The organism is Corallincola spongiicola (assembly GCF_004284785.1).
GTDB classification, from domain to species: Bacteria; Pseudomonadota; Gammaproteobacteria; order Enterobacterales; family Neiellaceae; genus Corallincola; species Corallincola holothuriorum.
On sequence record NZ_SHLY01000002.1, the window covers coordinates 660,553 to 679,922 of the forward strand.

A 19,370-nucleotide genomic window follows, 5' to 3' on the forward strand; every position below is an offset into this window, starting at 1 on the left:
CCGATCGAATGGTTCTGTCTATCTGTTGTTGTCCTGTTCCGCGTAAAGGCTACGTGCGGTCATCAGTGATTCACATAGTCGGTGCATGCCATCGAGTGCACGGGGTGAAAAACGGTGCAGTAGATCGCCATCAATACCATAGATCTGTTGATGTTTTACGGCTGGCAGTTCCTGCCAAGCTTGCCAATCGAAATCGGTCGCGCTGTTACTGCCATGATCATCTGGGTGCACGATCACCTGGGCTTCGCTTAGTAGAACTTGCTCTAAGCTGACTTGCGGGTAGGCTGTTTTCGCCTCGGCCATTACATTGACACCGCCACAATGGTCGATCATTTGATGGATCCAGCTCTGTTTCGACACGCTCATTAACGGGGTGCCCCATAGCTGATAGAACACCTTGATTGGCGGTTGGTTTTTGTAGGCTCGTCTTAGTCCCAGCATGCGCTGGCGGTAGGCGGTTGCCGCTGCATGCGCCTGCTCTTGATAGCCAAGCATCTCGCCAAGCTGTTCCATTTCGTTGGCAACCTCTTCCAGCTTGCTCGGTTCGCTGTGGTAAATGGGATAACCCATACGCTTGAGCTGTTCGATATCACCGGGCTGATTTCCACCTTGCCATACCACGATGAGATCGGGCTTTAGTTCTATCACCCGATCGAGCTGTATGCCGTGATAGCCGCCAATACGGGGGATCGATAATGCATCTTCCGGGTAATCTGCATACTCTGTTGTGGCGATGATCTTATCGCCGGCACCGATGGCATAGAGCATCTCAACTGCGTGGGGAGACAGGGCGATAATGCGCTGTGGTGTCGCGGCATAGGCGGTGAGTGAAAATGTGGAGATGGCCAATAGAGCCAGTGTTGTTTTTATCATCTGTTCGTTCCCTGAAGGCTTGGCGTGTCAATGGAAAGGAAGCTGTTGAACCGGGTTAAATCTAAATGTGTTTCGAAAGCGTCGGCAAGTTTATTAAGTTCCTGGTCGCGCAGTGTATCAACATCTACCGTGGCCAGCGTGTGACCACAAACCCAGGAGAGTACGGCGGCACAGGCGGCTGGGTGATCGAGTAATCCGTGCAGGTAGCTGCCGATGATCTGATTATCCTCATCGATCGCCCCTTCCGGTTGACCATTGAGTGTCATCAGTGGTCTTGAAAGCGCTTCCCCTTGGCTATCGCCTGCGTGTATTTCATACCCCTTTACTGCTGCCTGATGTTCGTCGAGTTGCAGCTGCCCTGAGCGGTTTTTCAGGGTTTTAGCTGTCGTCAGGATTGTCTCCATTTTCAGGTAACCCAAGCCAGCACTCGTTCCTGGGGAACTTTCTATGCCGTTGTGATCTGCAATTTGTTGCCCCAACATCTGGAAGCCACCACAGATCCCTAGCACTTTACCGCCATAACGCAGGTGTTTATCGATCGCCTTATCCCACCCTTGCTGACGTAAAAAAGCCAGATCGTCACGCACGCATTTGCTGCCGGGTAGGATCACCAGATCTGCCGCAGGCATGACATCCCCCATTTTTATCCAGATAAGGTCGACGGCGGGGTTTAAGCGCAGGGGGTCCAGATCGGTATGGTTACTTATTCTGGGCAACACGGGAACGACAATTCGCAGCTGAGCTTGCTCTTTCAGCTGCGCGGCGTTAATGGCGTCTTCTGCATCCAGTTGCAGATCATGCAGATAGGGGATGACACCGAGTACCGGCTTGCCTGTTTCCTGTTCCAGCCAATCCAGACCCGATTGCAGCAAACTGATATCGCCGCGAAAGCGATTGATAACAAAACCAACAACGCGTGCCTGTTCACTAGGGGATAGCAGGGCCAGCGTTCCGTGGAGGTGGGCGAATACGCCACCACGGTCAATATCGGCAACAATAATCACCGGGCAATCCACTGCTTCGGCAAACCCCATATTGGCGATGTCTCTATCCCGTAGATTGATTTCGGCAGGGCTGCCAGCCCCTTCAACCAGGATCAACTCATACTGCTTGGCCAATCGCTGATATGAACTCAGCACCGCAGACATAGCCACGGTTTTATATTGGTGGTAATCAGTGGCATCCATATCTGCAACCGGATGGCCGTGAATGATCACCTGGGCGCCGATATCCGTATTGGGCTTTAGCAACACCGGGTTAAAGTCGGTATGAGGAGTAAGCTTACAGGCTTCTGCTTGCAACGCTTGCGCGCGACCTATTTCACCACCATCGGCGGTGACAGCACTGTTGAGTGCCATATTTTGTGGTTTAAATGGCGCGACCTTGACGCCTGCTCGCTGAAACAGGCGACAGAGCCCTGCGACAGTGATGCTTTTGCCTGCGTCCGATGTCGTCCCTTGCACCATCAGTGTTGGGGCTGGGGCAGAGAAGGATTGTCTGGTGGTCAAAGCCTAACTCCCCATGCCTGCGCTGCGGCGACGTAAAATAATCAGGAAAAACAGGCTACCGAGTGCCGAGGTGATAACGCCGACAGGCAGTTCTTGCCCCGGTAGCAGTTTACGCGCCAGCACATCGATCCAAACCATAAATAGTCCCCCGGCCAAGCAAGTGGCTAGCAGGCTGCGCAGTACATTAACGCCTAGTAACATGCGTACCAGGTGAGGGATCATCAGGCCGACAAAGGCGATGCCACCGCAATAGGCCACCAGTGTGGCAGTGATTAAGGAGCTGAGCAGCAACATCACCACGCGCAGGCGGGCGACATTGACACCTAAGGTTCGTGCGCTCTCTTCGCCCGCTAAAATGGCGTTCAACTGCCGGCTGAAGCCGATAAAAAGCAGTAAGCAGCTGCTGGTGACAACGACCGGCAGCCATATATTATCCCAGCTGGCGCGGGTAAAACTGCCTAAGGTCCAAAACAGCACCGATGCGGTGGCCTGAGGATCGCTGGTGTAGAGTGCCAAGCTGGTCATGGCACTGAGCATAAATGAGGTGGCCACGCCCGCCAGTAGCATGCGCTCCACTTGTCCCGGACCGGAGCGACTGCTCATCGCCATCACTAAGATAACGGCCAGAGCACTGCCACAAAAGGCCCCCAAGGGGAGACCGATGCCATGGCCTATACCTAGAACAGCAATGACGATCACTGCCCCTAGCGAAGCCCCAGAAGAGATGCCGAATAGGTAGGGGTCAGCTAACGGGTTACGAGTGACGGTTTGTAATACCGCTCCAGACAGTGCTAGCCCCGCGCCGGCAACAAAGGCCAAAATGACCCGAGGTAAGCGAATATCGATAACGATACGCTGTTTGATCGCGCTGACATCACAACTGCCCCCCAAATGATGGCACAGAGCATGCCACACATCTGCTGCATCGATCTGGGCAGCGCCGAAGCTGGCTGCGAACAGCGGTGTTGCTAATGCAAATAGCAGTAGCGCCATTATTACCAACCAGCGAAAGGCGGGCCGTTGCCATAACTGCTCAGGCATGGTCACCTCCCGGTGGCTTATTGTTTGCGGTTAAGTAGCCATAGTGGTAGGTGATGCGCGGGTGACCATGGTCCGGGTGTTGATCGATACTGCTGCAGACTCCAAATACCTCACCGAGCATACGTTCGGTTAATATTTCGTCAGGGGTTCCTTGGCCAATCAGTTTGCCCTGATCGATCAACAACAGCTGATCACAAAAGGCGCTGGCCAAATTCAGATCGTGGATAGATGCGATCACGGTGATGCCCAAGTGTTTGGCTAGCTCCAATACCTGAATTTGATAACGCACATCGAGATGATTGGTTGGTTCGTCCATCAGCAGCAGCTTAGGACGCTGCACGATAGCGCGGGCGATCAGCGCGCGCTGTTTCTCGCCCCCAGACAGATGTTCAAAGGGCTGCTGTGCTAATGCCGTTAAACCCACCTGCTCAATGGCATCATCGACCAGTTGCAGATCATGGTGACTATCCAATGCAAATGCGGCTTTATGGGGAGTTAACCCCATCCGTACCACATCACGCAATCGTAAGCCGAAGTTACCGGTGGTTTCTTGCAGTACGACAGCCACTTGCTGCGCAACGGTGCGCGCCGAGTGCTGCCATAAATTCTGACCGTTAAGGCGTACTTGACCGCTGGAAGGCTTATTTACTCTATATAGACATCGTAGCAAGCTGGATTTGCCTGCGCCATTTGGCCCGATCAAGCCAACAAATGTGCCGCGGCTAATCTGGAAATCTATCTGTTGCAGAATATCGCGACCATCAGCTTGCCAGCCAAGGGCGTCCACCTGCACCAGCGGTTGCTCTTGATTGGCCATCAGTGGTATCGCCTGTCATGCTGAGGTCGATACAGATGTTTAGCTTGGATATGCGCCACATTGCTTCCATTATTGAGCGCGGATTTTTAGGCGGGTTGACCGGAATTGAAAGCTATAGATCTGGTTCCGGTAAACACTGCCCTGAGTAACCCGCTCAGGTGTTATCACGCTATTGCGTGATACAAGGTTCAGTTTTAACGGATGGCAGGTCTCCTGGCTCACAGCTTCTGACTGCACGCCTTCCCAACCCTTGTAGGTCAGTGGCGAGTGTGCAGCGTTCTGTTTACAGTTGCGGGTACAGCCGCGGTTTTGCACCGCGTTCCCTTTTAAGCCTGTATGGCACCATCGTTACCGCTGTGGTTATCGATCGCTTACTTAACCACAACGAATTGGTGGCGAGATTATCCGGCATATTGCTGGAGACAACAAGTTATTAACAGGTATGAACCGTGTGCTGACTCAGTGTTGCCACTGTAAGCCAACGACAGCGCCATTCTCATAATATCCGGTACGCACCGGATGCAATGGTTTAGCGGCCAGGCCTTGTAACAAAATAGCCAAAACCGAACCATGGGTGACGACAACAATGGCTTGATCCACATGAGGCTTGACGATTTCAGCGAGAGTATTTTGGCTACGTTGCCAGACCTCTCTGACACTTTCGCCGCCGAGCGGAGCAGCATCGGGAGAGCCATCCACATGCAGATTACATAGTGCTAACTGATGATGATCCATATCGGTCAGCTGCATCCCTTGCAGTGGGCCAAAATGGCGCTCTCTGAGTCCGCTGAGCGTGGTCAAGGGCAGTTTATGTTGCGCAGCTATGCATTGAGCGGTATGACTGCAGCGGGCTAAGTCACTGCTATACACTGCAGCTAAACAGGTGGTTTGCAGCAGCTCAGCAGCTTGTTTTGCTTGCTGTTTGCCGCGCTGAGTCAAGGGGCTGTCTAAGTGACCTTGCAGTCGATGTGTTTGGTTCCATGTTGTCTCACCGTGCCGCACCAAGTAGATATCTGTCGTTGCCATGAGTAAGCACTGACCCCCTGTCAGGTATTTGGTAACAGCATCCACGCCAGCCAAGCACTCATACTGATGCTTGCTACTATCGTAGACAAAAGCACAGCGGCTGCCACTTCAGCTTCGCTTTGCTGATGCTGGTGGGCGAAGGCGTAAGCATTGACTCCGACCGGCGTTGCTGCCAGTAGCACGGCAACAGCACCGTCTAAAAAATCGAGCTGCCATAGGAAAGTTACCGACCACCATACCAGTACCGGCATTAAGCCGACTTTGAGCAAGCTCATAATTAGCACCCGTGGTCCGAGTCCTGTTAGGGAGTATTTGCTGATAGCGATCCCTAATACCAGCAAGGAGCAGGGGATCGCGGCGTCCCCAAGCCAGCTAAGAAGTTGCTGAATTGGTGTTGGTAGCATCAGCCCCATGCCGTTGGCAACAAACCCCAACAGCAAAGAAGCGACTAAGGGGGTGGTGAGGGTCTTCCTCAGAGCACGAAAAAACAGTCGCCAATGAGCCGTGTTGCTTCGTCCTAGCTCCAGAGCGATACCGCTGATGGTAAATAGCAACGCACTGTGAAAGGCGATGATCATAAATGCCGGCGCCATACCGGGTTCACCAAATACAGCTAATACCGCAGGGATCCCTATCAGTACGTTGTTGGAGTAGGTTGACCCCAGCGCCACACAGGCGCGTTGTGGATGACTTAGGCGATAGCCACAGGCAAACCAGGCGATGGTGAAGATGATGAATTGGGGCAGGTAATAGCTGGCAAACAGTCCCCATGGAATGGACGAAGGCCACTGGGTATGCAAGCTTCCGTTAAATAGTAAGGCGGGCACCAGCAGATTAAAGGTGAGCGCAGCGATCCCTTTGTAATGGTGCTCGGCAAAACCTGCAAAACGTCCGAGACAGCCGCCAATCAATATCATCAGAAAGACGGGCAGTAATATGGTGAAAACGGGTGCCATGATGCCAGTGGGTTACGAAGTGATGACATTACTTTAGGGCGGATCTCATTTAAGAACAATGAATTAGGCTTCTCTTAGGTTGTCTTTCGCTATTTATTGGCTGTGGCTAAAAAAAGAGCGAAATAGATCACACCTTGAACCAATAATCATACTGGTAGTGCCATGGCCTCACTTTTTTCTCATAAGGTAGTCAGACAAAAATTTATAACGAAAAGAATCGCACTAGCGAACAAACACTGGGAGAAGCGCAATGAGTGACAAAAAGGAGCTATTTCATCCGTCTGCTGAAGTGATAGCGAATGCCACAATCAAAGATTACGACAGCCTGTATCAACGTTCGATTGAAGATCGAGAAGGTTTTTGGGCGGAACAAGCCAATGAGCTTGAATGGTATGAGCCCTGGGATAAGGTGTTGGATGACAGCAATAAGCCATTTTTTAAATGGTTTAGTGGTGCTAAAACCAACATTGTTCACAACGCCATTGATCGCCACCTGCATAATGCCACCCGCAATAAACTAGCCATCATATGGGAAAGTGAAGCCGGTGAGATGTGCAGTTATTCCTACTATGCATTGAACCGTGAAGTGAGCCAGATGGCCAACACGCTGAAAAGCATGGGGGTGAAGAAAGGCGACATCGTTACTATCTATATGCCGCAGATCCCTGAGCTGGTGTTTGCTATGTTGGCCTGTGCCAAGATCGGTGCCGCTCACTCGGTCGTTTATGGTGGTTTTAGTTATGAGGCCCTTGCTGCGCGGATTGCCGATGCCAACAGTCATGTATTGATCACCGCGGATGGTGGCTGGCGCCGGGGTAAACCGACCAATTTGAAAGCGATCGCCAATGAAGCGATGAAGCGCTCGCCGACAATTGAAGTGTGCATCACGGTTAAATACAACCAACTGGACGTGGAAATGGAGTCAGAGCGTGACTTCTGGTATCACGATTTGAAAGCCTTACCGATCGCATCACCTAAGTGTGAAACGGAAGTGCTTGATTCCGAAGATATGCTGTTTGTGCTCTACACCTCGGGCACCACGGGTAAGCCGAAAGGCATGGTACATACCCACGGCGGCTACAGTGTTTATACCGCGACCACTCACCGTATGGCATTCGACATTAAACCTGACGATCGTTGGTGGTGTGCAGCTGATCCCGGCTGGATCACTGGCCACAGCTATATCGTCTATGCACCGTTGATCAACGGCTCGACCATCATGATGTATGAAGGTGCGCCAAACTACCCGTACCCCAATCGCTGGTGGCAGATGGTGGAGAAGTATGGCATCAACGTGATGTATACCTCACCGACCGCGATCCGTGGCCTGATGCGCTTTGGCGATCAGTGGCCGAAGCGTCATGACCTTTCTAGCCTGCGTCTGTTGGGGAGTGTTGGCGAGCCGATTAATCCAGAAGCATGGCGTTGGTTTTACGACGTGATTGGTGGCAGTCGTTGTCCGATTATTGATACCTGGTGGCAAACTGAAACCGGTGGTTTCATGATCTGTCCGTTACCTATTACCCCGTTAAAACCGGGCTCGGCAACCAAGCCTTTTTTTGGTAATGAGATTGGTGTGGTGGATGACAATGGTGATGAAGTGCCGGCAGGGGAAGAGGGTAAGCTGGTGATTAAGAACCCTTGGCCTGGTATGGCACGGACGATCATGGGGGATGACCAACGCTATGCCGATCTTTACTGGGGTGATTATGGCGACAAGGAGTATTACAAAGCCGGTGATTCGGCGAAAGTCGACGATGATGGCTACATTTGGGTCATCGGTCGCATGGATGAGGTACTCAAAGTTTCCGGTTATCGCTTAGGTACCGCAGAAATTGAGAGTGCGTTAGTGAGTCACCCATTGGTATCAGAAGCGGCTGCTATCGGTTTACCCCACGAACTGAAAGGTAATGCTATCCATACTTACGCCATTCTGAAAGAGGGCGTTGCCGGTACCAATGAACTGGCGCAGGAGTTAAAAGCGCATGTGGCGGCAGAGCTTGGTCGTATTGCTCAGCCGGAAGATGTCACTTTTGTTGATGCATTACCGAAGACACGTTCAGGCAAGATCATGCGGCGAGTATTGCGCGCCCGAGCCTTGGGGCAGGATGAGGGCGATCTCAGCACGTTGGAGGAGTAGTCCACGTTTGTAGCAGTAAATGAAGGCCGGTTTTGACTGGCCTTTTTTCTGAATGTTTTATTGACTGTGCTGATGTTTAAGGCTGCGAGAGGAATTGAGATGACAGAGAGCAAGATCGCCTTTGTGACTGGTGCAACCGGATTTCTCGGCGGTCACTTGGTGCGTCAGTTGACCGATGCGGGTTGGACTGTCTACGCATTAAAACGTGCCAGCAGTGATACCAGTGCGCTTGCTGATCTTGCTGTTTTTTGGATTGAAGCCGACTTGCTGGATATCGACAGCATTGAGGAAGCATTGCCTGCTCATTGTGATGCCCTATTCCATGTCGCCTCAGATACCAGTGTGTGGCGGCGCCATGATGACAGGCAAACTCGCATTAACATTGATGGCACGCGGGCGTTACTGAAACTGGCTGAACGGCAACGTATTGGCCGCTTTATCTATACCTCGAGTATTTCAGCTTATGGTTTTCATCAAGGCGTCATTAATGAGCAAAGCCAGAAGCTAGGTAAAAACAGCGGTGTTAACTATTTACATACCAAATGCTGTGCAGATCAAATGGTGATTGAAGCCGCTGGGCGTTTGGACACGGTGGTGCTCAATCCTTGCCATATTATGGGGCCGGGTGATCGACACAATTGGATGCAACTGTTTCGCTTGATCAAAACCAACAGGCTGCCAGGGATCCCTCCCGGCGGCGGCCCTTTCTGCCACGTGGCAGAAGTGGCTCGTGCCCATATTGCGGCTTATGAGCAGGGGCGACGAGGTGAAAACTATATTCTTGGTGGGCAATACCATCAGATGAAAGAGGTCTGTGAGCAGATCGCAAAGCTTCAGCGGGTGCCACTGTCAGCCAAAGTCATCCCTGCATCATTCTTACTGCTGATTGGTTACTGCAAGCAGGCATTGGCAGCACTGACCAACAGGGAGCCAGATATTACGCCAGAAAAAGCTGCCATGGTGTCAAAAAAAGTGATGGCGGATAGCCATAAAGCAAGGGAGCTATTTGGTTATAACGATCAGGTGCCACTCACACAGATTTTGAGCGAAACTAACGACTGGCTCGTTGCAAAAAAGCTTATATAGTCTTGCATTGTTAATAAATGTGTCAGAAAATTTAACACTACTGGATATTGCTCGTCCTGGTTCACACTATTTCCCGTAACTTAGTGCTTTTCCTTCGATTTTCATCATGTTTTCGAAATATTGCCTAATATTCTTAGGGTGATTTGCCGATAGAGCTTTGAAGTTCTGAATAACAAATCTGTTACTGCTGTTAACGCAACGAGGTTGGGTTGTCTTTATGAATCTGCTTAAAACACTTTCTATTGGTAAAAAAATTGCCATCATCACCGGCGTCTCGGTAGCAAGCTTTGTGGTGTTGCTATCGGTTATCAGTACCAATGTGAGTGATAACTCAGAAAGATTGTCTGAATTGAAAGAGCGTTTGTATCCGATCCTGCAGGAGGCTCAGTCGAGCGTTGTTGCCGTTAATCAAGTGGCCGAAGGGCTGCGAACGGCGGTGATGATTGGCGAAGAAGATATGTTGGAGGGCGCGGATGAACAGATGGCTGCGCTGAAAGCAAGTTTAGAGGTGTTGAACGGCTACGGCGCTGATAGTAAGGCATTAGCTGATATATCCAGAAATTTGAATAGCTATTTTAATAGCGCCAGAGCATTAGCCTTTGGCATGATTGAAGGCACAGTGTCGATGGAGCAGATGGCTTCCCAAGCCGCAGCCAGCAACGCTGTTCTGGAAAAACTTCAGAATCAACTCATCGAGTTTCGCAGCCAGGCGCAAATGGCTGTAGACGAGCGTGTTGAACAAGCGAATCAAGCCAGCCAATGGACCTTGGGCTTTTCTATCAGCCTGGGGGTGGCGACGGTCATTTTGATTCTACTGATTGGCTGGTCTGTGTCTGCCAACATTACTAAAGGGATCCGTCAGGTTAGTCGTTCACTAGAGGAGATTGCCAGCGGTGATGGTGACTTAACTGTCCGGGTTAACTATGACGGCAAAGATGAGTTGGCTGATCTGGTGAGCTACTTCAATCAGTTTGTCGACAAATTGCAGGGGTTGATCCGACAAACCGTTGATAGCGCGTCATCATTAGGTGATATGGCTGAGCAGTTATCTCGGGTCAGTGCGCAGGCGAATGCCAATATCGCTTCTCAGACCAATGCGATAGATCAGACAACCGGTGCATTAAACGAAATGTTTGTCAGTGTTGGTCATATTGCTGAGCATGCGGCAGAGGCCTCTAATTCCGCATCGCAAGCCAGCGGTGACTCCAGTCAAGGACTGACATTGATGGAGGCAAGTGTTGGCTCTATTAACGAGTTGGCTGTTGAAGTTGAAAAGACAGCTGGCGAAATATCTCGGCTGGAAAGCTACACCAGTAACGTTGGCAGCATTCTCGATACCATCCGCGGTATCGCAGAGCAAACCAACCTGCTGGCATTGAATGCTGCGATTGAGGCGGCGCGTGCCGGTGAACAGGGCCGAGGTTTTGCCGTTGTTGCTGATGAGGTGCGTTCGTTGGCGAGTCGCACTCAGGATTCAACGCAGGAGATCCAGCAGGTACTGGAAGAGCTGCAAAACGCGTCAAAGTCTGCGGTTGAATCAATGAGCCGGGGTACAGATATGGCAAGCCACAGCGTTGAGCAGGCAGAGCACACCGGAACATCACTTAACAGTATTACTAACCAAGTAGAAGCGATCTCGGGTCTTAATGACCAGATCGCGGCAGCAACAGAAGAGCAAAATCAGACGTCAGAACTGATACGTACTTATGTTGAGGAGATCCAACTGATGGCGCAGGACGCGATGAGTAGCACCTCTGAGCTGGAGGGCGTTAGCCAATCACTTGTGGATGTGAATGAACAGCTGTCGCAAGTGGTTAATCAGTTCAAGGTGTAGATAAACCATAGGTGCCGTTAGAGCGCCCATCCTATTTCCGTTTGGAGAATGAAATGAAACTAAAAGCACTTACCGTGTTGATAGCAGCGGTGTTGGCCGCGCCATCAGCATTTGCAGAAGATGATCAAGCGCGTATTGATAAGCTTGAACAAAAAGTGGCCGAGTTGGAATCTCAGGGGCAAGTTCATAGCTGGCTCAATCGCTTTAATGTCAATGGTTTTGCTACCGTTGGTATGGGGCGTGCAAGTAATGATGCTGGCTATGCCGACTATGACAACGACGGTTTTGACTTTGAAAATGACAGCATATTGGCAGTACAAACCAGTTATGATGTTAATGATGATATCTCTGCCACTTTGCAACTTGTGACAAGAGGTCGCCAAGACTGGGATCTAAAAGCTGAGTGGGCTTTTCTCTCCTACCAATTTGATGACGCTACCACTATACGTGGGGGCAAATTAAGACTGCCTTTGTATATGCTTTCCGATTATTTGGAAGTAGGTTATGCCTATCCATGGGCAAGACCGTCGGAGGAGGTGTATGGCGTGATCCCGGTTTCTACTTTCACCGGTTTTGATGTTATTCACGTCATTGATTTCGATGAATCAGCACTCACATTTCAGCCTATTTTTGGTGAGTCTACTGTTGATGCCGATGATAGTCGCTTAGGGTTGGAAACTAACTTTAAAAAGGTTTATGGCTTGGCATCCACTTATGATTGGGATGAGTTGACGTTACGTGCCAGCTATTTTCACTCAGAAACGGATATTGATCCGGTACCTTGGTTAGATGATAAGACCGGTGAGTTTTATGGCCTTGGTGCTAGATGGGATAATGGCGACTGGATGGTGATGGGAGAGTTTACCCGTATTGAAGTCGATGGCCAGTATCCAGATACCGACTCTGCATATATCGGTGCCACTTATCGTTACAATCAGTTTTCACCCTATGTAATGATTTCATGGGTTGAGAGCAAAGATGATGGTGAGCGTACCATCCCTATTCCTGGTGTGGTTTCTGCGTTAAACGTAGAGCGTGGAACAACCAGTGCTGGTGTGAGATGGGACTTTATGCCGAACTTAGCGGTAAAGTTTGACCTGACTTATACCGATGATTTTGATGACACCAGTGGTGCATTATCGGGGAACATCGGGACAATTGATATTCCAGGGGTTGGCCCAGTGCCAGTAAACACTGGCGAGTATGATGAAAGCTTCATCTACTCCGTGCTGATCGATGTGGTCTTTTAGGGAGAGTGAGTAATGAAAAAATTATGGGTAGTTTCTCTCCTTTGTTTGGCTAGCTTTTCCGCGCAATCTGCGGTCGTGCTTATCGGTAATCCTGCAGCTGATGAACTGTCGAAATCTGACGCCAAAAAGTTGTTTTTAGGCAAGATGAAAAGTGTTCCTGGGGGCGGCAAGGCGGTGTTGGTTGAGCTGCAAGATGGTAACCCATTGCGTATCGAATTTCATGACAAGGTGACGGGTAAAAGCGAATCGCAGTTGCAGTCCTACTGGTCGCGTTTGATTTTTACCGGCAAAGCCAGTGCTCCTGCGCAGATGACCTCAATTGATCAGGTGAAACAAAAGGTGGCTGCGAATACGGGCGCCGTTGGTTACATCGATGAAGCGGATGTCGACGGAACAGTAAAGGTCTTATATAAACCGTGATGCTATTTCGCTCTTAAAACAAAAACGCCCGCTTATCAGCGGGCGTTTTTTTCGAATCATTTTCAACAATGTATTACTTGTTCAAACGATCCAGCATTTTTTGTGCGCGCAGTGAGCCTGCCGCTGCAGCTTTTTCGAACCAAGCTTTTGCTTCGTCGTTGCTCTTTTCAACACACTGACCAACCAGGTACATGCCGCCCAGTTGATTCATTGCTGCAGCATCTTTGCTTCCAGCCAATTGATTTAATGTGCTAACCGCCGCGTCACAGTTACCTGCGCTAATCGCTTGCTTTGCGGTGGCAAGGGTATCCGCGTGAGCTGCGGTGGTGATAGATGCTGCGAAAACCAATGTCATGACTGCGCGCTTCATTAACTACTCCAAAAAACGGTTAAGGGCTTAAAACGAGCGACATCATGTTAAAAATTGTGACGCTTGTCAAATAATTGTTTATTTGGTGAGCATGATCTCAATTAAACTTTAGGCATATATTGCCGAGATCGCGTTAGCAATCGTTGATTTAGGTCGACTTGCGTTGGCGAAATACCCCTTCTTGCATCGTAGAGGCGACCAGTCGTCCTTGTGTATCAAAAAACTGGCCTCGTACGACTGCGCGCCCACCGCCGCTGGATGGGCTGTCAACGTGATAAAGCAGCCAGTCATCCATTCTGAAGTCGCGATGAAACCACATTGAGTGATCTATGGTTGCCATCTGAATCGAGGGCTGCATAAAGCTCACGCCATGAGGTTGTGCCGCTGTTGGCAAAAAATTGAAATCAGATGCATAGGCCAGCAAGTACATGTGCATGCGAGGATCATCTGGAAGCGTGCCGTTGGCTCGGAACCATACATCCCTCACTGCTGGCATTTTTTCTGGTTGCAGTGGGTTGAATGGCGTAGCACTGCGCATCTCTATAGGCATTTCACAGGCATATTGATCGCGGATCTTTTCCGGCAACAGATGCAGATGTCGCTTTGCAAAGGCTTGTTGGGATTCCAGTTGCTCGGGCGAAGCTACGTTAGGCATTGTTGTTTGATGGTCAAAGCCTGCTTCTTCTTGGTGAAAACTGGCCGTCATATAAAAAATGGGTTTGCCATATTGAATAGCTTTAATACGACGGGTGCTGTAGCTGCGTCCATCACGGATCACCTCTACGTCGTAAACAATGGGGCGACTCGCATCGCCTGGTAATAAGAAGTAACTATGAAAAGAGTGAACTTTACGACTGATATCGACTGTTTGCTTAGCGGCCGCGAGAGCTTGGCCTATCACTTGCCCACCAAAAACTTGAGGAAAGCCAAGGTCTTGGCTTTGTCCTCGATAAAGCCCGGCTTCTATCTCTTCTAATGTCAGTAAGGAGGTGAGTTGATCAAGTACTTGGGTCATGTCGCTGATAGCCTTTTCTGGTCATACCTCTGTATTTAGCGTTGTTTTATCACTGTCGGTCAAGGGGTTTCGCTGTTGCCATCAGTTGTATGACTAGCTCCGCCATTTGCCCTTGAACGGCTGCCAAGTGTGGAGCAAGCTTGATTGGCACTGAAGGATGGGCTCGCTGGCAGGCTTCTAGCTCTTCAGGGATATCTTCAACAACGTGTCGTCCTGCGGCCAGAAAATAGGGCATCACATCGATCTCTGTTGCTCCCAGAGCAATTAAGCGCTCAAAGCCCTCTTTTATTGATGGGGAGGCTAACTCCAAAAAGGCCGCTTCGCACAATGCGTAACTTTGATGCGCGGCGATGACATGACCTAGCGCGATCACTTCTTGGTTAGATTCTTGGCGGCGGCTGCCATGAGCTACGAGGAGCAGTGCTCTTTTCTGGATATTTTGGGATTGGGTTTGCATATCTGTCTCATTTATTTTATTTCAGTGCGCGATCTTCTTTCGAAACGTCTAAACTCTTATCCATAACTGTCGATAATAGTTAAGAAAATAGCGAATGATATAAGGAAGTAGTAAGTCGCAATACAGTCATCTAGCCCTTTTGGCCCTGTTTTATTGCTGAGTGAAAACATGAATAAACTATCAATAGTCCACCGCATCTATCTAGCTTTTGCTGTGTTGGTTCTGCTGTTTGCCATTGCCGGCGGCATCTCGTTTCTTCAACTGAATAGTGTGAAGTCGAGTTTTTCGTCTGTGACCAATGATGCCAATCTACTTACTGCAGATGCCAACCTCGCTAAGATCCATGTGCTTGACTTGAATCGGCTAGCGAACAATGTGGCTTTGAGCGACAGCACTGATAGTTTGAGCGCTACTATACAAGCTATTGAAGCTGAATCGTCACGTTATCTTGCTAGCCTCGATCGCTTGGCGTCTCACGCCGATGTTTACGCTCATTCTCAAGTTTCAGATCAACTGGGTATCTTGAAAGGTCGCCTAGATGAGTATTCTCAGAGTGTAGAAATGATCCGTGAAAACCGCAGCAAGGTGCTGATTGAGAGCGATCAGATTGCAGAAGAGCGCAGCACCTTCCTGTATAAGACCTCTATCGCGAAGAAGGCTGTTAATTCAGGCAGTGCAAGTATGGCCGCGTATGATGGCTATATTCAAGGATTGCTGGATACCTTCAATTCGACGTTAGAGTTGATGGAGTTTATTACGACAAATCTGTTGGTGTCTGACGACATCGACAAGATGAATGAGATGTTGGATCGGATTAAGGTTAATGCGGTAACGCTGGATGATTACTATCTTTCGATTTTGGATGAAGTTGAGGGTTTGGATGGTAATGCCGATGTGAAAGATGGGATGGAACAACTGTTTTTCGCGGTTAATGATCCCAACGGAATTATTGCTCGACATATTGCGAATGTTAATCGTTCGAAGCAGGTAGCTGCCGCACTCGATACCATGGCGGATGAGTTAGTTGGCGATCTTTTTCTCTATGATGACATGGTTGATTACAGTCTAGAGATCACCGCTAGAGCAGAGGCAAAAGCGACCAGCGCGGTGTCCACTACCATCACATTAACCTTGGTGACATTAATCGGTGCCGTGGCGGTTGCCTTGGTGGTAGCTTGGTTAATGGGACAAGCGATCCGCGTGCCACTCAACAAAGTGATGCGTGTGTTGGATCTGATGGCTTCGGGAGATTTCCGTCAACGTATTCAACATAGTGGCGGCGATGAGTTTTCTCAGGTGGCAGATTGGGTGAACAAGCTGGCTGATAATATGAACGAAGTTATCGCTCGCTTGCGTGAGTCCTCGGCGCGTTTAACGCAAGTTGCGGCTGACAATAGTGATACCACTTTGCGTACCCGTGCGGCATTGGAGCGTCAGAATGCCGAAGTTCAAGGGGTTGCTGCTGCGATCACCGAGATGGAAAGCGCGGTGGCTGAGATCGCCAGAAATACCGATGCAAGCCGTGAGCGGACGCTGGAAGTAGAAACTGAAGCGGATGGTGGTCGTACTGTGATGGCAGAGAGCATCACTATATTAGGTACACTGTCGCAACGTTTAGATGAGTCTAATTCGGTTATTCAACAAGTGGATAACTTAAGTGGTGAAATCAACAAGATCGTCGAAGTGATCACTGGAGTGGCTGATAAAACCAATCTATTGGCACTCAATGCGGCGATCGAGGCGGCCCGAGCCGGTGAGCAGGGACGAGGCTTTGCCGTTGTTGCGGATGAAGTACGACAGTTGGCTAGTCAAACGGCCAGTTCAACCGAAGAGATCCAAAACATCATCGGTCAGTTACAACGTCAAAGTAAGGAAGCTGTTTCTACCATGGCATCCAGCGTCGGTGAGATGAATAACACCCGCGACCATATTGAACATGCCAACCAATCCATGGAGCAGATCCAGGGCAGCATGTCTTCTGTACGTGATATGGCTAATTTAATCAGCGAAGCGGCGAGTCAACAGCAGTTGGCGGCTGAAGAGATCACTCGCAATGTGAATGTGGTTTCAGAGGTTTCTCATGAGAACTTTGAGGAGATTGAGAAGATCGCAGCCACCACGGAAGAGTTGAATACCATGGCGGCAGAGCAGGACTCTCTACTTAGTCGATTCTCGGTGTAGTACGTTTGTCATTAAAAAGGCAGCTAGTTGATAGCTGCCTTTTTTGTTTTTCAGATGGCTTAGTGGTTAATAACGTTAATGGATCTCTTCGGTTTTGGCTTTGAAATTAATAATATTATCCACGCTCGGCATGATAATCGAACGTAAGTTAGGCTGGCTGATAGCCAGTTTTTCCTGGCTCTGCAGACGCTGCCACCGCTGTTCATCAATTTGAGCTTCAAAGTAAACAGACCAACGATTAAGCCCCTCGCCACTGCCTTGGGTACAAAGCCCCTGGTCATTAGTGCCATGACTCTCTCTGACTGCTTGCAGCTCCGGTGGCATCAGGCAGGCATCAGCCATCAACGCTAAGGGTTGCCAGCGGATCTCTTGATTATGCACAAACGGATTAAACTTGTTGTCGCAGGCAGTTAGCGAGCTTTCAAAGGTATCCGCCAGCAGCATAAATTGCCCGGTTTGCTGATGCAGGTGTTGTCGCCGTTCATTACATTCTCGACTTTCTTCGGCAACATGTTCACGCAGTTGGCTGGCAAGAAAATCTAAACGCTGAAATAGCCCATCTGTAGTAAGGTTTGGGTGGGTTTCCGCTTCGAGCTGGTTGGATAAGGCAGCAACGGCATCTCGTAACTTGGCTTCGTATGTTGCCTTACGTTCACTATGGCGCCGCCACTGGATAGCAAACAAAGCACTCAGGATGAAACAAATAACGAAGGGTACACTGGCTAGTTGCGTACTGAGCGCGGGAAACCAAAACAGAGTGACAGAGATGACGGCGAGAACGACGGAGCTAATCGTCGCCAAGCGTGTCGAGCTCAGTGATTGCTTACAATCCTTCATCTCAGCCAACCCTTGATCAATCTTATCAGGGAGTAATGTGGCTTGTTGTGATTCCAGCTTTAAACGCTGTTCGTCGCTTTTGAGCTGTTGCCATTTTGATTGCTGGTGTCTGGCTATCTGCTGCAGCAGCGTTAACTGATTTAACGCACTGTCTCTACTCAACTCATATTGTTGCCAGCTGGGCAACGGTTTGGCTTCTCTCGCTGCCAATAGTGGCTTTGATAGTTCATCGGTGCAAAATAGGGTGACTTGGTTTTCACTGCGAAATAGCGGTGATACCTCTTTCTGAATGCGAATATCGAGTTGACGGGTGAGTTGACTTACAAGCTCAGGACTAAAACTTTCACTGAGTGCCCTCACAGTACGATAGTAGTAGCTGTGATCCTGAACATAGAGGATCTTTAGGGCATCAACAGCCAGTTCGACATGATCATCATTGTGGCTAAGGCGGATGTCGCCGTCGCGAATGATTTTTTGTAGCGTACGACGAACCGTCTCGGCTAATACATCACGATTGGGATCCAGTTTCATCGCCATGCGCAGCTGGCGTTGACACTCATCGTGTTGATGCAGGTGGAAACTGGCGCGAGACTGGTGCAGAAGGCCTAGGCTGCGAAGCAGGTGATAGTCGTTGTGGTATTGCTCAAGTTGCGATAGCAGCAGTGTTGAACGTGTATTGGCTTCGTCTAATATCCCCTGATCGCGATTACTTTCACTAAGTAAGCGTGATAACCAAAAGTTAGCCGTTAGGTGGCCATCATCTAGACTGACGATCCGGCGCAAATTGGCGATAGCGCCTTTGCGATGACCAAAGCCTAGGTTACGCATTGCCCAGCGAAGGTTTAATTTAAGGTTGGCACCGTCACTGGAAGCCAGCAGCTGTTCATCATCAGCCGGATCCGGGGCGTTGCCGAAAATAACTGCCAGCTGCCGTGCAAGTAATGGATTACCTGTGGCGTCGGTGTCGGGGGTTAAGCCCGCAACGTTCAGTAGGCTATTGCGGTTTTGCAATACCTGTTCATGGCTGTCGAGGTGCTTGCCGAGGATCCGTTCTATATCCTGGATGATTTCATCCGCAGAATGAGCCGAGCGAACCAGTGGACGGAGGTGATAATGAGCGCTGGTAGAGATGCTGGGATCCGCGAGGGTGTCGTGCTCAGCGTTTTTGGCTCGCAATTTAACGTCGAGTACCGGTACGACTAAACGTTGTGCACAGACACTTAGATGTTGGTAGAGCGCAGATTCAGTCAGCGAACGCTTACGTGGGGCAGCTTCCTGCTCCGGTTGACGATCAATGCTTAGCAACATAAACATGCCAGCATCCTTGATGTCGGCTAAGCTGGCTTTGCCTTGGCCACGGTTGTCCAGACGAGAGATCCTGTATCCGCTATCGAATAGCGGACTGTCGCTGAAGTGGCGCTCTATGTCATCGACAATCACTGCGAGCGCATCATGATCGTAAAAGAGAATAATATTCGGCGCGATGGGGCTCATCACTCTAGTCCCTTAGTTAAGCTAATGGTCAATTAGAACGGCAATAAATAACGCGAAAAAACCGT

16 protein-coding genes and 1 riboswitch are annotated in these 19,370 nt (G+C 49.8%); of the genes, 6 read left to right on the forward strand and 10 right to left on the reverse strand.

The genetic code is table 11. The annotated features are described in order from the left end of the window. Nucleotides 1–18: 18 nt before the first annotated feature. The 6 genes from EXY25_RS08585 to EXY25_RS08610 all read right to left on the reverse strand — a co-directional run bounded on the left by EXY25_RS08585 (nt 19) and on the right by EXY25_RS08610 (nt 6,221). Entirely contained in the window at nt 19–873 is an 855-nt protein-coding gene (locus tag EXY25_RS08585; protein ID WP_130566436.1) for a cobalamin-binding protein, read from the reverse strand. Further along, nucleotides 870–2,339, reverse strand: coding sequence for a cobyric acid synthase (locus tag EXY25_RS08590; RefSeq protein ID WP_130566700.1), 1,470 nt, complete (start codon nt 2,337–2,339; stop codon nt 870–872). The genes EXY25_RS08585 and EXY25_RS08590 overlap by 4 nt, the downstream gene beginning before the upstream one ends. Nucleotides 2,340–2,384: 45 nt before the next feature. Then, complete coding sequence (locus tag EXY25_RS08595; RefSeq protein WP_114337219.1) at nt 2,385–3,422, reverse strand: FecCD family ABC transporter permease; 1,038 nt, start codon at nt 3,420–3,422, stop codon at nt 2,385–2,387. Then, the gene (locus EXY25_RS08600) at nt 3,415–4,239 is read right to left on the reverse strand and encodes an ABC transporter ATP-binding protein (protein ID WP_130566437.1); all 825 of its coding nucleotides are present in this window, start codon (nt 4,237–4,239) and stop codon (nt 3,415–3,417) included. Before EXY25_RS08600 ends, EXY25_RS08595 begins: the two co-directional genes overlap by 8 nt. Nucleotides 4,240–4,425: 186 nt before the next feature. After that, nucleotides 4,426–4,601: riboswitch (cobalamin riboswitch) on the reverse strand. Nucleotides 4,602–4,698: 97 nt separating this feature from the next. Then, nucleotides 4,699–5,265, reverse strand: coding sequence for a histidine phosphatase family protein (locus EXY25_RS08605; protein WP_130566438.1), 567 nt, complete (start codon nt 5,263–5,265; stop codon nt 4,699–4,701). A gap of 20 nt (nt 5,266–5,285) precedes the next feature. Then, nucleotides 5,286–6,221, reverse strand: coding sequence for an AEC family transporter (locus EXY25_RS08610; RefSeq protein ID WP_130566439.1), 936 nt, complete (start codon nt 6,219–6,221; stop codon nt 5,286–5,288). A 250-nt stretch (nt 6,222–6,471) separates the two neighbouring features. Here EXY25_RS08610 and acs point away from each other — a divergent pair, with 250 nt between their 5' ends. From acs to EXY25_RS08635, 5 genes are all read left to right on the forward strand, one after another. After that, entirely contained in the window at nt 6,472–8,361 is a 1,890-nt protein-coding gene (acs, locus tag EXY25_RS08615) for an acetate--CoA ligase (protein WP_114337223.1), read from the forward strand. Between the two features lie 99 nt (nt 8,362–8,460). Next, nucleotides 8,461–9,447: an NAD-dependent epimerase/dehydratase family protein gene (locus tag EXY25_RS08620; protein WP_165419310.1), complete on the forward strand. Its 987-nt coding sequence runs from the start codon at nt 8,461–8,463 to the stop codon at nt 9,445–9,447. A 217-nt stretch (nt 9,448–9,664) separates the two neighbouring features. Beyond that, nucleotides 9,665–11,281, forward strand: a complete 1,617-nt coding sequence (locus EXY25_RS08625) for a methyl-accepting chemotaxis protein (protein WP_114337225.1) — start codon at nt 9,665–9,667, stop codon at nt 11,279–11,281. 53 nt (nt 11,282–11,334) lie between these two features. Continuing rightward, a complete protein-coding gene (locus EXY25_RS08630; protein WP_114337226.1) occupies nt 11,335–12,531 on the forward strand; it encodes a porin in 1,197 nt (398 codons plus the stop codon). A 12-nt stretch (nt 12,532–12,543) separates the two neighbouring features. Next, on the forward strand, nt 12,544–12,951 hold the full coding sequence (locus tag EXY25_RS08635; RefSeq protein WP_114337227.1) for a type 2 periplasmic-binding domain-containing protein: 408 nt from the start codon (nt 12,544–12,546) through the stop codon (nt 12,949–12,951). Nucleotides 12,952–13,024: 73 nt separating this feature from the next. Here EXY25_RS08635 and EXY25_RS08640 read toward each other — a convergent pair whose 3' ends face one another. The 3 genes from EXY25_RS08640 to EXY25_RS08650 form a co-directional block, all read right to left on the reverse strand. Continuing rightward, nucleotides 13,025–13,321 (reverse strand): SEL1-like repeat protein, encoded by a 297-nt coding sequence (locus EXY25_RS08640; protein WP_114337228.1) that lies wholly within the window; start codon nt 13,319–13,321, stop codon nt 13,025–13,027. A gap of 148 nt (nt 13,322–13,469) precedes the next feature. Continuing rightward, complete coding sequence (gene tesB, locus EXY25_RS08645) at nt 13,470–14,336, reverse strand: acyl-CoA thioesterase II (RefSeq protein ID WP_130566441.1); 867 nt, start codon at nt 14,334–14,336, stop codon at nt 13,470–13,472. Between the two features lie 49 nt (nt 14,337–14,385). Beyond that, nucleotides 14,386–14,793 carry a sirohydrochlorin chelatase gene (locus tag EXY25_RS08650; RefSeq protein ID WP_130566442.1) on the reverse strand — a complete coding sequence of 136 codons (408 nt, stop codon included), beginning with the start codon at nt 14,791–14,793 and terminating at the stop codon, nt 14,386–14,388. Between the two features lie 168 nt (nt 14,794–14,961). Here EXY25_RS08650 and EXY25_RS08655 point away from each other — a divergent pair, with 168 nt between their 5' ends. Continuing rightward, entirely contained in the window at nt 14,962–16,974 is a 2,013-nt protein-coding gene (locus EXY25_RS08655) for a HAMP domain-containing methyl-accepting chemotaxis protein (RefSeq protein WP_130566443.1), read from the forward strand. A gap of 75 nt (nt 16,975–17,049) precedes the next feature. Here EXY25_RS08655 and EXY25_RS08660 read toward each other — a convergent pair whose 3' ends face one another. Beyond that, entirely contained in the window at nt 17,050–19,305 is a 2,256-nt protein-coding gene (locus EXY25_RS08660; RefSeq protein WP_130566444.1) for a hypothetical protein, read from the reverse strand. Nucleotides 19,306–19,370 lie beyond the last annotated feature (65 nt).